The sequence below is a fragment of the Ramlibacter paludis genome, assembly GCF_022012305.1.
Classification (GTDB): domain Bacteria; phylum Pseudomonadota; class Gammaproteobacteria; order Burkholderiales; family Burkholderiaceae_C; genus Ramlibacter; species Ramlibacter paludis.
In genome coordinates this window covers 403194-416757 of sequence record NZ_JAKLTM010000004.1, presented here as the reverse complement: position 1 = coordinate 416757, position 13564 = coordinate 403194, and the positions used below count along the sequence as shown (strand labels likewise).

Below are 13564 nucleotides of genomic sequence, written 5' to 3'. Positions count from 1 at the left end.
CGATGAGCCCCGAAGGACTTGCTTTCGTCGTTTTCTCCGCCGGCATGCTGGTGCTCATGGGCATCGGCATGAACATGGCGCTGGCCCTGGTGCTCACCGGCGCCGGCATGGCCTGGGTGCTGGGCTTCTGGGACACGCAGCTGCTGGCGCAGAACCTGGTGGCCGGCATCGACAGCTTCCCGCTGCTGGCCGTGCCCTTCTTCATCCTGGCCGGCGAGCTGATGAACACGGGCGGCATCAGCCGCCGGATCATCGACATGGCGCAGGCCTGGGTGGGCCACATCCGCGGCGGCCTCGGCTTCGTCGCCATCGGCGCCGCGGTGCTGATGGCCAGCATGAGCGGGTCGGCGCTGGCCGACACCGCGGCGCTGGCCACCATCCTGCTGCCGATGATGAAGCGCCAGGGCTATCCCATGGCCACGTCGGCCGGCCTGCTGGCCTCGGGCGGCATCATCGCCCCGATCATTCCGCCGTCGATGCCTTTCGTGATCTACGGCGTCACCACCAACACCTCGATCTCCGCGCTGTTCGTCTCGGGCATCGTGCCGGGCCTGATCATGGGCGTCGGCCTGGTGATCGCGTGGAAGTGGGTGCTGCGCCGCATCGACCTCCCCGCGGGCGAGCCGCTGCCCATGCGCGAGCGCCTGAAGGCAACGGCCAAGGCCTTCTGGGCCATGCTGATGCCGCTGATCATCATCGGCGGCATGAAGACCGGCGTGTTCACGCCGACCGAAGCCGCCGTCGTCGCCGCCTTCTATGCGCTGGTGATCTCGCTGTTCGTGCATCGCGAAATGAAGATCGCCGAGATCGGCCCGGTGCTGGTGCGCGCGGCCAAGACGACCGCCATCGTGATGTTCCTGTGCGCGGGAGCCCAGGTCGCCAGCTACATGATCACGCTGGCCGACCTGCCGGGCCTGCTGACCGGCTGGCTGGGCCCGCTGGTGCAGAGCCCGCGCCTGCTGATGCTGGTGATGATGATCGTGCTGGTGATCATCGGCACCGCGCTCGACCTCACGCCCACCATCCTGATCTTTGCGCCGGTGATGCTGCCGATCGCGGTGAAGGCCGGCATCGACCCCGTGTACTTCGGCCTGATGTTCGTGCTGAACGGCGCCATCGGCCTCATCACGCCGCCGGTGGGCACCGTGCTGAACGTGGTGGCCGGCGTCGGCCGGCTCTCGCTGCACCAGGTGATCAAGGGCGTGAACCCCTTCCTCGTCACCTACATCTTCATCCTTGCCCTGTTCGTCGCTTTCCCGCAGCTGGTCACCATGCCGGTCGTGTGGATGCGCTGAGCTCCCTTTTCCTTCGTCGTCCCAGGAGACAAAACCATGAACGCCATTCGTCGTACCGTCCTCGCCACCGCGGCTGCCGCCGCGCTGCTGGCGCCCTTCGCCGGCTTCGCCGCCGACATCAAGCCGCGCCTGATCCGCTTCGGCTACGGCCTCAACGAGGACAGCAACCAGGGCCGCGCCGCCAAGTTCTTCGCCCAGCAGGTCGAGAAGAACTCCGGCGGCAAGATGAAGGTGCGCGCCATCGGCGCCGCCGCCCTCGGCCCGGACACGCAGATGCAGCAGGCGCTGATCGGCGGCGCGCAGGAAATGATGGTGGGCTCCACCGCCACCCTGGTGGGCATCACCAAGGAAATGGCGCTGTGGGACACGCCTTTCCTGTTCAACAACGCCAAGGAAGCCGACGCCGTGCTGGACGGCCCGATCGGCACCAAGGTGATGGACAAGCTGCAGGACAAGGGCCTGGTCGGGCTGGCCTACTGGGAAAACGGCTTCCGCAACCTGACCAACAGCAAGCGTCCGGTGCAGAAGATGGAAGACCTGGACGGCATCAAGCTGCGCGTGATGCAGAACAACGTCTACCTCGACAGCTTCAAGACCCTGGGCGCCAACGCCGTGCCGCTGCCTTTCTCGGAGCTGTTCAGCGCGCTGGAGACCAAGACGGTCGACGGCCAGGAGAACCCGTACAACACCATCCTGTCGTCCAAGTTCTACGAAGTGCAGAAGTACCTGAGCGTCACCAACCACGTCTACAGCCCGTGGATCGTGCTGGTGAGCAAGAAGTGGTGGGACGGCCTGAGCAAGGACGAACAGAAGGTGCTGGCCGACGCCGCCAAGGCCAGCCGCGACTTCGAGCGCAAGGACACGCGCGAAGAGGGCGCGAAGGCGCTGGCCGACCTGAAGGCCAAGGGCATGCAGATCAACGAACTGCCCGCTTCCGAAGCCGCGCGCATGCGCGACAAGCTGACCAAGGTGAACGCCTCGATCGGCACGCAGGTCGGCATGGACCTGTGGAACGAGACGCAGGCTTCGCTGGCCAAGCTGCGCGGCGCGAAGAAGTAATCCTTCCTGCGGCGGTCTCCCAGGGGCGTGCAGCTTGCTGCGCGCCCTTTTTGCTTTCCGGGCCTGCTATCGTCTGCGTTTCCCCCAAGAGCGCACACATGGCCAAGAAGCCCACCACCAAAGATAACGCGACCGTCCTCCAGGAGGCGGAGGCCCGGCTCAAGGCCGCCACGGAGCGGCACGACGCCGTGGTCTCCTTCTTGAGCCGCCTGAGCACGACGCCGCAGGACAAGCGGCAGGCGCAGGCCGAGGCGAAGAAGGTCGACCAGGAACTGCGCGAAGCCAAGCGGCTGCTGCAGGAGGCCCAGGCCGCCGCGAAAGCCAAATAGGGAGCAGCTTCCCCCGGCGCGTGTTTCATTTTGAGAAATTCGCGCCGCGCTGCGGGTTTGAACTGAGGAGCCCGCTGGACGTGCGTCGAAGAATGGACTGGCAGTACTGGCCATCCACCCATTCGGAGACACCATGACCCTCGCACACTGCATGCGCGCACTGGCCTTCGCGGCCGTCGCGGCCGCCGCCGGCGCCGGCGCCCAGACCCTCTCGGACCTTCGCAACGACGCCGCCAACCCGCGCAACGTCGTCACCTACGGCATGGGCTGGGGCCAGCAGCGCTACTCGCCGCTGAAACAGGTCACGGCGGCCAACGTCAAGCGCCTGGTGCCGGTGTGGAACCTCAGCCTCAACCACACCGCCAATGCCTCGACGCAGCCGCTGATCATCGACGGCACGATGTACCTGTCGATGCACGACGCGACCATCGCGGTCGACGCGCTGACCGGCCGCCAGAAGTGGCGCGTGCCCGTCAAGCTGCCGGCCGACATCAATGCCTACCTGTGCTGCGGCATCCAGAGCCGCGGCCTCGCGGTGATGGACGGCATGTTGTACCGCACGACGATCGATGCGCAGGTCGTCGCGATGAACATCGCCGACGGCAAGGTGGTGTGGACCAAGCAGGCGGCCGACTACAAGCAGGGCTACAGCATGACGCACGCGCCGCTCATCGCGGGCGGCGTGCTGATCACCGGCATCTCGGGCGGCGAGTACGGCTCGCGCGGCTTCCTCGATGGCTGGGACCTGAAGACCGGCGAGAAGAAGTGGCACCGCTGGACCACCGCAGGGCCTGGCGACAAGGGCGCGGAAACCTGGGCGCCGGGACGCTACGAATACGGCGGCGCCTCGACCTGGCTCACCGGCACCTACGACCCCGAACTCGATCTCGTCTACTGGGGCACCGGCAACGGCGGCCCGTGGAACCCGGCGACGCGCGGCGGCGATTCGCTCTATGTCGGCTCGGTGCTCGCCATCCGGCCGGGAACCGGCGAGGTCGTCTGGCACTACCAGTTCTCGCCCGGTGACCCCTACGACTACGACGGCACCAACGAGCTCGTGCTGGCCGACCTGCCGATGGGCGGCCGCACGACCAAGGCGCTGATCCAGGCCAATCGCAACGGCTTCTTCTACGTCGTCGATCGCACCAACGGCAAGCTGCTCTCGGCCACGCAGTTCGCGAAGAAGGTCAACTGGGCCAGCGGCATCGACATGGCCAGCGGCCGCCCGATCGACACGCCGATGACGGCGATGGTGCGCAAGACCGAGAACATGACGGACTTCATCGAGGTCTGGCCGAGCGCCTTCGGCGGCAAGAACTGGATGCCCATGAGCTACGACCCGGCGCGCCGCATCGCCTACTTCAACACCATCAACCTGGGCATGAAGATCAAGTACGTGCCGCAGGAGCGGCCGGCGCAGCCGACCTGGTACCTGGGCCTGGAACTCGGCGGCTTCGTCGCGCCGGAAGACGGCGTGCGCGGCGCGCTGGTCGCCTGGGACCCGGTCGCCGGCAAGAAGCTGTGGGAAGCCCCGAGCAAGGCGCCCAACTGGTCCGGCGTGGTGTCGACCGCGGGCGGCGTGGTCTTCACCGGCGCGCAGACCGGCGAGTTCATGGCCTTCGATGCAGCCACCGGCCAGAAGCTGTGGCAGTTCCAGACCGGTTCCGGCATCAGCGGCCTGCCCATCGTCTGGGAGCGCAACGGCAAGCAGTACGTCACCGTGACCAGCGGCGCGGCCACCGTGTACGGCGCGCTGTCGGGCGACCCGGAACTGGTGAACGTCGTGCCGGGGTCCTCGCTCTGGACCTTTGCCTTGCAGGAGTGATGCGGATGCGGCAGCGGCTGCTCGGGCTCGTGCTTGCCGTGGCGGCGCTGCCGCTGGCTGCCTTCGCGCAGGAACCTTCCGTGGACCAGGGCCGGCGCCTGTACGGCAGCTACTGCGCCCGCTGCCACGGCCTGAACATGGTGACGCCGGGCGCGGCCTTCTTCGACCTGCGCACCTTGACGCCGGCGGAGCAGGATCGCTTCGAGCGCTCGGTGACGCAAGGCCTGCGCGCCATGCCGGCCTGGGGCGCCATCCTGAAGCCCGCGGACGTGCAGGCGCTGTGGCTGTACGTGATGGCGGGCAAGTGAGGAGCGCCTGTATGCTCGCCGTCCGTGGACATCTCGTTTTCTCCCGCCAGCGCCGGCGACGCCGATGAACTCGCGCGCTTGCGCGAGGAGGCCATGCGCGAGAGCCTGGAGCGGATAGGTCGCTTCGATCCGGCGCGGGCCCGCGCCCGCCTGCTCGATGGCTTCTCGCCGGCGCACACGCGCTGGATCTTGCGGGATGGCGCTCGCGTCGGCTTCCTCGTGCTCAAGCCGCAGGACGATGCCTTGCTGCTCGAGCATCTCTACATCCGGCCCGGCTCGCAGGGAAGTGGCACGGGCGCGGCAGTGTTGCGGGCCGTCTTCGCGGAAGCCGATGCGCGCCGGCAGCCACTGCGGGTCGGGGCCTTGCGCGAGAGCGACTCCAACCGCTTCTATGCGCGGCACGGCTTCCGGCTCGTGCGCCAGGAGGAGTTCGACAACCACTACGTGCGGCAGCCCGCCGATGCCGCCTGAGCTGCCGCAGGCGGGGCCGCGGCCGCCGCTGCAGGTCGAGGCTGCGCGCGAATTCCTCGTCGCCGCCAAGGCGCGGGCGGTGATCCTGGTCGAAGGCTGGAGCGACCAGGCGGCGCTGGAAGCGCTGGCGCGCCGGCGTGGCCGCGACCTGGCGGTGGAAGGGATCGCCGTCCTGCCGATGGGCGGCATCACGAATCTCGGCAAGTTCGCGCGGGCGCTCGGGCCGGACGGCCTGGGCTTGCGTCTCGCGGGACTCTGCGATGCACCGGAGGAAGCCGTCGTCGCACGCGAGCTGCAGCGACTGGGTCTCGGCGATGCGAGCACGCGCGCAGGACGGGAAGCGCTCGGCTTCTTCGTGTGCGAAGCGGACCTCGAGGACGAAATGATCCGCGCGCTGGGCGCCGCGGCGGTGGAAGCGGTGATCGAGGCCGAGGGTGAATTGCCGTCCTTCCGCCGCTTCCAGGAACAGCCGGCGCAAAGGGGACGCCAGGTGGAAGCGCACATGCGCCGGTTCCTCGGCACCCGGGCCCGGCGCAAGATCCGCTATGGCGCGCTGCTGGCGGACGCGCTGTCGCTGGACCGCGTTCCCCGCTCACTCGACAGCGTGCTCGACTTTCAAGGAGGATGGCCATGAACGACGACAAGACTCGCGCCAGGATGGCCGCGGAGCTCGAGTCCCTGCTGCGGGACGAGGGCGCCCACTTCGCCAAGGCCAGGCGCACCAGCTTCGTGTTCAAGGCGGTGGGCATCGCCTGCATCGTCGGCGCCTGGGCCATTGCCGGCATGCCCTGGCACTGGCCCTCGGTGGCCGCGGCCGTGCTGGCGGCGATCGGCGGCGTGCTGGCGGGCGCGAGCATCGCGTTCGACACTTCGGCAAAGTCGTGGCCGGTGCTGCGGCCTTTGCTCCGGGACGATGCGCTGGCGCAGTTGGAGTAGGCGGCCTAGGGAAGGATCGTCATTCCCGCGAAGGCGGGAATCCAGGGCTTCGGCACGGGCCGCGCGCTGCGCGCGTTTTCAACGCCCTGGGTTCCCCGTCTGCCCGGGGATGACGACCGGTCAGATGTGATACGCGCGCCGGTGCTCGTCCGCCACCAGGTCGTGGTACTCCGCATGCTTGCGGATGTAGCCGGCGATGAACTGGCAGGCGGGAATCGCCTTCAGGCCGCGGCTGCGCACGGCGTCCAGCGCGAACTTCGCCAGGCGCGAGCCGTGGCCCGCGCCTTCGAATTCGGGCAGCACCTCGGTGTGCGTGAACAGCAGCGCGTGCGACAGCACGTTGTATTCGGCGTAGGCGGCCACCTTGTCGCCGATCTTCAGCTCGAAGCGGTGGGCGGAAGGGTTGTCGCGGATTTCTGGCTCGGGCATGCAGGAACTCCTGGAGGATGTCGAAGTATGCCGGTTAGTCCCTTGCGTTTAGGACTGGTCCCACGTGCTTGACAGGGGCGGGACTATGGCCACGGCCGGGCTGGGGCGCGATAGTCGATGCATTGAATCCAGGAGTTACGAACATGAAGAAGCAAACCCTTTTCGCCGCCCTCGTTGCCGGTTCCCTGATGACGCTGGGCCTGTCCGCCCAGGCGCAGTACGCGCCGCGCCAGGACCTGGACCGCGACGGCATCCAAAACCGCCATGACGCCGACCGCGACGGCGACGGCATCCGCAATGCGCAGGACCCGAACCCGAACGTGAAGAACGTGATCGTCGCGCGCAACCAGCACCGCCGCGTCGACCGCTTCGGCCCCTACGGCGACCTCGACCGCGACGGCATCCAGAACCGTTACGACAAGGACCGCGACGGCGACGGCGTGCGCAACGCGCGCGATCGCCGGCCGGACGATCGCCGCTACAGCTAAGCGCGTTCTTTCTTCGCCGGTGCCCGCGCGGCGCCGGCGGCCCACCTAAGATAGCGGACACCATTCCGGGAGTCCGCATGAAGACACGCGCCGCCGTCGCCTGGCAGGCCGGCCAGCCGCTCACCATCGAAAAGCTGGACCTCGAGGGGCCGCGCCCCGGCGAGGTCCTCGTCGAGGTCAAGGCCACGGGCATCTGCCACACCGACTACTACACGCTCTCCGGCGCCGACCCCGAGGGGCTGTTTCCCGCGGTGCTGGGACACGAAGGCGCGGGCATTGTCGTCGACGTGGGCGCGGGCGTGACCACGCTTCGGCCCGGCGACCACGTGATCCCGCTCTACACGCCGGAATGCCGGCAGTGCAAGTTCTGCCTGTCGCGCAAGACCAACCTGTGCCAGGCGATCCGCCCGACCCAGGGCAAGGGCCTGATGCCCGATGGCACCTCGCGCTTCTCGCTGGATGGCCAGCCCATCCTGCACTACATGGGCACGTCGACGTTCAGCAACTACATCGTCGCGCCCGAGATCGCGCTGGCGAAGATCCGCAGCGACGCGCCCTTCGACAAGGTCTGCTACATCGGCTGCGGCGTGACCACCGGCGTGGGCGCCGTGCTTTTCACCGCCAAGGTGGAGGCCGGTGCCAACGTGGTGGTGTTCGGCCTCGGGGGCATCGGCCTCAACGTGATCCAGGGGGCGAAGATGGTGGGCGCCGACAAGATCATCGGCATCGACCTGAACCCGCAACGCGAGACGATGGCCCGCAAGTTCGGCATGACGCACTTCCTGAACCCGAAGGACCATCCCAACATCGTCGATGCGATCGTGCAACTCACCGACGGCGGCGCCGACTACAGCTTCGAGTGCATCGGCAACACCACGACCATGCGCCAGGCGCTGGAGTGCTGCCACAAGGGCTGGGGCCAGAGCGTGATCATCGGCGTGGCGGAAGCCGGCGCCGAGATCAGCACGCGCCCCTTCCAGCTGGTGACCGGCCGGCAGTGGAAGGGCTCGGCCTTCGGCGGCGCGCGCGGCCGCACCGACGTGCCGAAGATCGTCGACTGGTACATGGAAGGCAAGCTGAACATCGACGACCTGATCACGCACACGCTGAAGCTGGAAGACATCAACCAGGGCTTCGCGCTGATGAAGTCCGGGGAGTCCATCCGTTCGGTGGTCGTCTACTGATGGCGCTCACGACCCTGGAAGAGCACGCCTCGTTCGGCGGCGTGCAAGGCTTCTACGAACACGCGTCCGACGCCATCGGCCTGCCGATGCGCTTCGGCGTGTACCGGCCGCCGCAAGCCGCGCAAGGGCCGGTGCCGGCGCTCTATTACCTGGCGGGGCTCACCTGCAACGAGCAGACCTTCGCGATCAAGGCCGGCGCGCAGCGCTACGCGGCGGAGCATGGCCTGCTGCTGGTGACGCCGGACACCAGTCCGCGCAACACGGGTGTGGCCGACGCGCAGAAGGACTGGGATTTCGGCGAGGGCGCGGGCTTCTACCTCGATGCGGCGCGGGAGCCCTATGCGAAGCACTGGCGCATGGAGAGCTACGTGACGCAGGAGCTGCCGGCGGTGGTCGCGCAGCACTTTCCGGTGCGGCCCGGCGCGCAAGGCATCTTCGGCCATTCCATGGGCGGCCACGGCGCTTTGACGCTGGCACTGCGCCATCCCGGCGTGTACCGCAGCGTGTCGGCGCTGGCGCCGATCTGCGCGCCGGCGCAAGTGCCCTGGGGCGAGAAGGCGTTCGGCGGCTACCTTGGAAGTGATCGTGCGCAATGGGCGCGGCACGACGCGGTGAAGCTCATCGAAAGCGGCGCGCGCGTGCCGCCGCTGCTGGTGGACCAAGGGCTGGCCGACCAGTTCCTCGCGCGTGAGCTGCGTCCCGAGTTGCTGGAGTCAGCGTGTGCCGCCGTCGGCCAGCCGTTGCAACTGCGCCGGCATGCCGGCTACGACCACGGCTACTTCTTCGTCGCGAGCTTCATGGCGGACCATCTCGCGCATCACGCGTCGGCTCTGAAGTAAAGGTGCGGCGGCTGGCAAGGCCAGGAAACATGCGCCACCAGGCCGCCACCACCAGCAAGGTCGCCACGCCGCCCACCACGACGGACCCGACCGGCCCGAACCACGCCGCCGTTGCGCCCGACTCGAATTCGCCCAGCTGGTTGCTCGCACCTATGAACATCGAGCTGACGGCGCCGACGCGTCCCCGCATGTCGTCGGGCGTGTCCATCTGCACCAGGGTCTGCCGCACCACGACGCTGACCATGTCGAAGCCGCCGGACAGGCCGAGCACCACCAGCGACAAGGCGAAGTGCGTCGACAGGCCGAAGGCCAGCATGCACAGGCCATAGCAGCCCACCGCCAGCAGCAGCCAGCGGCCCACGTGGTTGCGGATCGGATGCCGGGCCAGCACCACCGACATCACCAGCGCGCCGACGGCAGGTGCGGCGCGCAGTGCGCCCAGGCCGGTAGGGCCCACGTGCAGGATGTCCTTGGCGAAGATCGGCAGCAGCGCCGTCGCGCCGCCGAACAAAACCGCCATCAGGTCCAGCGAGATGGCCCCCAGGATGGGCTTGCGCGACCAGACGAAGTGCGCGCCGGCCAGCATGGTCTTCAGGCTGGGCGCGACATGGCTGGCGAGCACGCGCGTGTCGTGCACGCGCAGCATGGCCAAGATGGCCACGGCCAGCAGCACGGTCGCGACGGCGTAGACGACGGTGCCCGTGCCCAGGAACAGCAAGCCGGCCAGGGCCGGCCCGCCGATCACCGCGACCTGGTTGCCGGCGGAACTCATGGCCGTCGCGCGCGCCAGCATGCCCGCCGGCACGAGGCTGGGCACGAGCGACTGCGCGGCGGGGCTCTGGAAGGTGCGCGCGGTGCCGAGCAGCACGGAGACGCCGAACAGCAGTTCGCTCGAGAGGCGGTGCGTGGCGCTGGCGGCCAGCAGCAGCGCCGCGGCGGCAAACTGCAGCAACTGCGTGCAGGCCACGACGCGGCCGCGCGGGTAGCGATCGGCGACGTGCCCGGCAGGCAGCGTGAACAGCAGCACCGGGAGGAACTGGAACAGGCCGACCAGGCCGAGGTCCCAGGCGCTGTTGGTCAGCTCGTACATCTGCCACGCCAGCGACACCATCATCATCTGGGTGGCCATGCCCGCCAGCACCCGGGCGGACAGCAGGCGCAGGAAGGCGGGCGGGGCGGCGAAGGGTTCCATGGGCGAGGGGCATTGTCTCCGAGCGTTCACAATGGCCGGCAGCACATCGAGGAGATTTCGCATGCCCGGACCCCTGCAAGGCCTGAAGGTGATCGAGATGGCGGGCCTCGGCCCCGCGCCGTTCTGCGCCATGCTGCTGGCCGACCAGGGCGCGCAGGTCTTGCGCATCGCGCGGCCGGGTGAGGCCAAGGTGGTCTCCGAGCCGGTCACCGCGCGCGGGCGCCCGACCTTGCCGCTCGACCTGCGGCAGCCCGAAGGGCGCGACACCGTGCTGCGCCTGGTGGAGGAGGCCGACGTGCTGATCGAAGGCTTCCGCCCCGGCGTGATGGAGCGGTTAGGCCTGGGGCCGGACGAATGCCTCGCTCGCCGGCCGGCCCTGGTCTACGGCCGCATGACCGGCTGGGGCCAGCACGGCCCGCTGGCGCAGGCGGCCGGCCACGACATCAACTACGTCGCCTTGAGCGGCGCGCTGCATGCCATCGGCCGCAAGGGCGAGCCGCCGGTGCCGCCGCTGAACCTGGTGGGCGACTTCGGAGGCGGCGCCATGTTCCTCGCATTCGGCGTGATGGCGGCGGTGTTCGAGGCGCGCAATTCGGGCCAGGGGCAGGTGGTGGATGCGGCGATGACGGATGGCGCGGCGCTGCTGTCGGCCATGATGTACGGCTTTCGCGGCCGGCAGATGTGGTCGCTCGGGCGCGAGGAGAACATGCTCGATGGCGGCGCCCACTTCTACGCCTGCTACGAATGCGCCGACGGCAAGAGCGTGGCGGTGGGGGCGATCGAGCCGCAGTTCTATGCGCTGCTGCTGGAGCGTTGCGGCATCACCGATCCCGAACTCGCGCAGATGCAGAACGACCGGCAGCGCTGGCCGGAGTTCAAGCAGAAGCTGGCGGCGCTGTTCCGCACGCGCAGCCGCGATGCCTGGTGCGAATTGCTGGAGGGCAGCGATGCCTGCTTCGCGCCGGTGCTCGACTGGGACGAGGCGCCGCGGCACCCGCACAACGTGGCGCGGCAGACCTTCATCGAGCAGGGTGGCGTGGTGCAGCCGAATGCGGCGCCGCGCTTCAGCCGCACGCCGGGAGCAGCGGGGGGCAGCGTGCAGGCTTCGCCCGAGGACATCTTCCGGGCTTGGGGTGTGTGACCGGCTATGGCACGATGGCGTGCCATGCCCGACGTACCCCGCATCACGCCTGAACTGCTGACCCAGTTGCGCGGCTGGGAAGGCCGCAGCGAAACCCTGGCCGACGAGGTGACCGCGGCGCCGGTGCGCAACCTCTCCGCCACGCTGGACCGCGCCGATCCCGAACCCGCCGCCGGCACCGCACTGCCGCCGCTGTGGCACTGGCTCTACTTCCTGCCGCGCCACCGCCAGAGCGAGCTGGGCGAGGACGGCCACGCGAAGCTGGGCGGCTTCCTGCCGCCGGTGCCGCTGCCGCGCCGCATGTGGGCCGGCGGCCGGCTGCAGTGGCACGCGCCGCTGCGCGTGGGCGACGACATCCAGCGGACCTCGCGCATCGCCTCCGTCAGCCACAAGGCCGGCCGCACCGGCGACCTCGTCTTCGTGCTGGTGCAGCACGAAGTGCGCAACGCGCAAGGCCTGGCCCTGACCGAGGAGCACGACATCGTCTACCGCGCGCCGCCGCAGCCGGGCGACCCGGTCCCGTCGCCCCAGGCGGCGCCCACCCAAGCCGAGTGGTCGCGCGAACTCACGCCCGACGACGTGCTGCTGTTCCGTTATTCGGCGCTCACCTTCAACGGCCACCGCATCCACTACGACCGCAAGTACGTGACCGAGGTCGAAGGCTATCCGGGCCTGGTCGTCCACGGCCCGCTGATCGCCACGCTGCTGGTCGACCTGGTGCGGCGCCAGCGCCCCGGCGCCGCGCTGCAGTCCTTTTCCTTCAAGGCCGTGCGGCCCACCTTCGATGGCCACCCCATGCGCGTATGCGGCAAGCCCTCGGCCGACGGCCGCGGCGTGCAGCTGTGGGCGCAGGACCACGAAGGCTGGTTGACCATGCAGGCCGAAGCCCGCTTCCAATGAAAACCACCATTCCCACCCCCGATGCCCACCAGGAAATGCGCGACGCGCTGCGCGACCTGTGCGGCCGTTTCGACTCGCGCTACTGGCAGGACGTGGACACGGCGCGCGGCTATCCCGAGGCCTTCGTCGACGCGCTGACCGAGGCCGGCTGGATGGCGGCGCTGATCCCGTCCGAGTACGGCGGCTCGGGCCTGGGCCTGACCGAAGCCTCGGTGATCATGGAGGAGATCAACTTCTCCGGCGGCAATGCCGGTGCGCTGCACGGCCAGATGTACAACATGAACACGCTGCTGCACCACGGCTCGGCGGCGCAGAAGCAGAAGTACCTCCCGGGCATCGCCAGCGGCAAGCTGCGGCTGCAATCGATGGCGGTCACCGAGCCGACCACCGGCACGGACACGACGCAGTTGAAGACCACCGCGGTGCGCAAGGGGGATCGCTACGTGGTCAACGGGCAGAAGGTGTGGATCTCGCGCATCCAGCACTCCGACCTGATGATCCTGCTGGCGCGCACCACCCCGCTGGCCGAGGTGAAGAAGAAGAGCGAAGGCATGAGCATCTTCGTGGTCGACCTGCACGAGGCCATCGGCCATGGCATGACGGTGCGGCCGATCCCGAACATGGTGAACCACGAGACCAACGAAGTCTTCTTCGACAACCTCGAGATCCCGGCGGAGAACCTGATCGGCGCGGAAGGGCAGGGCTTCAAGTACATCCTGACCGGACTCAACGCCGAGCGCACGCTGATCGCGGCCGAATGCATAGGCGACGCCTACTGGTTCGTCGACAAGGCGCGCAAGTACGCGAGCGAGCGCGTGGTGTTCAACCGGCCGATCGGGCAGAACCAGGGCGTGCAGTTCCCCATCGCCGATGCCTACATCGAGACCGAAGCCGCCAACCTGATGCGCTTCAAGGCCTGCGCGCTGTTCGACGCCGGAAAGCCCTGCGGCGGCGAAGCCAACATGGCGAAGTACCTCGCGGCCAAGGCATCCTGGGAAGCGGCCAACACCTGCCTGCAGACGCACGGCGGCTTCGGCTTCGCTCACGAATACGACGTGGAGCGCAAGTTCCGCGAAACGCGCCTGTACCAGGTCGCGCCCATCTCCACCAACCTGATCTACTCCTACGTGGCCGAGCACCTGCTGGGCCTGCCGCGCTCGTTCTGAAG

16 protein-coding genes are annotated in these 13564 nt (G+C 68.6%); 14 read left to right on the top strand and 2 right to left on the bottom strand.

The window, feature by feature from the left end:
• Positions 1–2: 2 nt before the first annotated feature.
• The 8 genes from LZ009_RS15705 to LZ009_RS15670 all read left to right on the top strand — a co-directional run bounded on the left by LZ009_RS15705 (position 3) and on the right by LZ009_RS15670 (position 6223).
• The gene (locus LZ009_RS15705) at positions 3–1295 is read left to right on the top strand and encodes a TRAP transporter large permease (protein ID WP_275698892.1); all 1293 of its coding nucleotides are present in this window, start codon (positions 3–5) and stop codon (positions 1293–1295) included.
• Positions 1296–1331: 36 nt separating this feature from the next.
• On the top strand, positions 1332–2354 hold the full coding sequence (locus tag LZ009_RS15700) for a TRAP transporter substrate-binding protein (protein WP_275698891.1): 1023 nt from the start codon (positions 1332–1334) through the stop codon (positions 2352–2354).
• A 98-nt stretch (positions 2355–2452) separates the two neighbouring features.
• Positions 2453–2683: a hypothetical protein gene (locus LZ009_RS15695; RefSeq protein ID WP_275698890.1), complete on the top strand. Its 231-nt coding sequence runs from the start codon at positions 2453–2455 to the stop codon at positions 2681–2683.
• Positions 2684–2816: 133 nt separating this feature from the next.
• A complete protein-coding gene (locus LZ009_RS15690) occupies positions 2817–4508 on the top strand; it encodes a PQQ-dependent dehydrogenase, methanol/ethanol family (protein WP_275698889.1) in 1692 nt (563 codons plus the stop codon).
• Positions 4509–4513: 5 nt separating this feature from the next.
• Positions 4514–4816, top strand: a complete 303-nt coding sequence (locus LZ009_RS15685; RefSeq protein ID WP_275698888.1) for a c-type cytochrome — start codon at positions 4514–4516, stop codon at positions 4814–4816.
• A 24-nt stretch (positions 4817–4840) separates the two neighbouring features.
• Positions 4841–5287, top strand: a complete 447-nt coding sequence (locus tag LZ009_RS15680) for a GNAT family N-acetyltransferase (RefSeq protein WP_275698887.1) — start codon at positions 4841–4843, stop codon at positions 5285–5287.
• Entirely contained in the window at positions 5277–5921 is a 645-nt protein-coding gene (locus LZ009_RS15675) for an ATP-dependent endonuclease (RefSeq protein WP_275698886.1), read from the top strand. Before LZ009_RS15680 ends, LZ009_RS15675 begins: the two co-directional genes overlap by 11 nt.
• Positions 5918–6223, top strand: coding sequence for a hypothetical protein (locus tag LZ009_RS15670; RefSeq protein ID WP_275698885.1), 306 nt, complete (start codon positions 5918–5920; stop codon positions 6221–6223). The genes LZ009_RS15675 and LZ009_RS15670 overlap by 4 nt, the downstream gene beginning before the upstream one ends.
• A gap of 120 nt (positions 6224–6343) precedes the next feature.
• On the opposite strand, the gene LZ009_RS15665 is transcribed toward LZ009_RS15670, so the two are convergent.
• On the bottom strand, positions 6344–6652 hold the full coding sequence (locus tag LZ009_RS15665; protein WP_275698884.1) for a GNAT family N-acetyltransferase: 309 nt from the start codon (positions 6650–6652) through the stop codon (positions 6344–6346).
• A gap of 143 nt (positions 6653–6795) precedes the next feature.
• Between LZ009_RS15665 and LZ009_RS15660 the strand changes: the two genes are divergently transcribed.
• The 3 genes from LZ009_RS15660 (at position 6796) to fghA (ending at position 9163) form a co-directional block, all read left to right on the top strand.
• Positions 6796–7140 (top strand): hypothetical protein, encoded by a 345-nt coding sequence (locus LZ009_RS15660; protein WP_275698883.1) that lies wholly within the window; start codon positions 6796–6798, stop codon positions 7138–7140.
• A gap of 77 nt (positions 7141–7217) precedes the next feature.
• Positions 7218–8324, top strand: coding sequence for an S-(hydroxymethyl)glutathione dehydrogenase/class III alcohol dehydrogenase (locus tag LZ009_RS15655; RefSeq protein ID WP_275698882.1), 1107 nt, complete (start codon positions 7218–7220; stop codon positions 8322–8324).
• Complete coding sequence (gene fghA / locus LZ009_RS15650; protein ID WP_275698881.1) at positions 8324–9163, top strand: S-formylglutathione hydrolase; 840 nt, start codon at positions 8324–8326, stop codon at positions 9161–9163. Before LZ009_RS15655 ends, fghA begins: the two co-directional genes overlap by 1 nt.
• Here fghA and LZ009_RS15645 read toward each other — a convergent pair.
• On the bottom strand, positions 9120–10355 hold the full coding sequence (locus LZ009_RS15645; RefSeq protein ID WP_275698880.1) for an MFS transporter: 1236 nt from the start codon (positions 10353–10355) through the stop codon (positions 9120–9122). The genes fghA and LZ009_RS15645 overlap by 44 nt on opposite strands.
• Positions 10356–10416: 61 nt before the next feature.
• Here LZ009_RS15645 and LZ009_RS15640 point away from each other — a divergent pair, with 61 nt between their 5' ends.
• From LZ009_RS15640 to LZ009_RS15630, 3 genes are read left to right on the top strand one after another with little or no spacing between them, the layout of a single operon-like run.
• Positions 10417–11496 (top strand): CaiB/BaiF CoA transferase family protein, encoded by a 1080-nt coding sequence (locus LZ009_RS15640; RefSeq protein WP_275698879.1) that lies wholly within the window; start codon positions 10417–10419, stop codon positions 11494–11496.
• Positions 11497–11520: 24 nt separating this feature from the next.
• Positions 11521–12396 (top strand): HTD2 family dehydratase, encoded by an 876-nt coding sequence (locus tag LZ009_RS15635; RefSeq protein ID WP_275698878.1) that lies wholly within the window; start codon positions 11521–11523, stop codon positions 12394–12396.
• Positions 12393–13562 (top strand): acyl-CoA dehydrogenase family protein, encoded by a 1170-nt coding sequence (locus LZ009_RS15630; RefSeq protein WP_275698877.1) that lies wholly within the window; start codon positions 12393–12395, stop codon positions 13560–13562. Before LZ009_RS15635 ends, LZ009_RS15630 begins: the two co-directional genes overlap by 4 nt.
• The last annotated feature ends 2 nt before the right edge of the window (positions 13563–13564 follow it).

Excerpts from the sequence above, each read along its gene's own strand:
- LZ009_RS15705 (WP_275698892.1), top strand. The coding sequence starts at position 3 with ATGAGCCCCGAAGGACTTGCTTTCGTCGTTTTCTCCGCCGGCATGCTG.
- LZ009_RS15700 (WP_275698891.1), top strand. The coding sequence starts at position 1,332 with ATGAACGCCATTCGTCGTACCGTCCTCGCCACCGCGGCTGCCGCCGCG.
- LZ009_RS15695 (WP_275698890.1), top strand. The coding sequence starts at position 2,453 with ATGGCCAAGAAGCCCACCACCAAAGATAACGCGACCGTCCTCCAGGAG.
- LZ009_RS15690 (WP_275698889.1), top strand. The coding sequence starts at position 2,817 with ATGACCCTCGCACACTGCATGCGCGCACTGGCCTTCGCGGCCGTCGCG.
- LZ009_RS15685 (WP_275698888.1), top strand. The coding sequence starts at position 4,514 with ATGCGGCAGCGGCTGCTCGGGCTCGTGCTTGCCGTGGCGGCGCTGCCG.
- LZ009_RS15675 (WP_275698886.1), top strand. The coding sequence starts at position 5,277 with ATGCCGCCTGAGCTGCCGCAGGCGGGGCCGCGGCCGCCGCTGCAGGTC.
- LZ009_RS15670 (WP_275698885.1), top strand. The coding sequence starts at position 5,918 with ATGAACGACGACAAGACTCGCGCCAGGATGGCCGCGGAGCTCGAGTCC.
- LZ009_RS15665 (WP_275698884.1), bottom strand. The coding sequence starts at position 6,652 with ATGCCCGAGCCAGAAATCCGCGACAACCCTTCCGCCCACCGCTTCGAG.
- LZ009_RS15660 (WP_275698883.1), top strand. The coding sequence starts at position 6,796 with ATGAAGAAGCAAACCCTTTTCGCCGCCCTCGTTGCCGGTTCCCTGATG.
- LZ009_RS15655 (WP_275698882.1), top strand. The coding sequence starts at position 7,218 with ATGAAGACACGCGCCGCCGTCGCCTGGCAGGCCGGCCAGCCGCTCACC.
- fghA (WP_275698881.1), top strand. The coding sequence starts at position 8,324 with ATGGCGCTCACGACCCTGGAAGAGCACGCCTCGTTCGGCGGCGTGCAA.
- LZ009_RS15645 (WP_275698880.1), bottom strand. The coding sequence starts at position 10,355 with ATGGAACCCTTCGCCGCCCCGCCCGCCTTCCTGCGCCTGCTGTCCGCC.
- LZ009_RS15640 (WP_275698879.1), top strand. The coding sequence starts at position 10,417 with ATGCCCGGACCCCTGCAAGGCCTGAAGGTGATCGAGATGGCGGGCCTC.
- LZ009_RS15635 (WP_275698878.1), top strand. The coding sequence starts at position 11,521 with ATGCCCGACGTACCCCGCATCACGCCTGAACTGCTGACCCAGTTGCGC.
- LZ009_RS15630 (WP_275698877.1), top strand. The coding sequence starts at position 12,393 with ATGAAAACCACCATTCCCACCCCCGATGCCCACCAGGAAATGCGCGAC.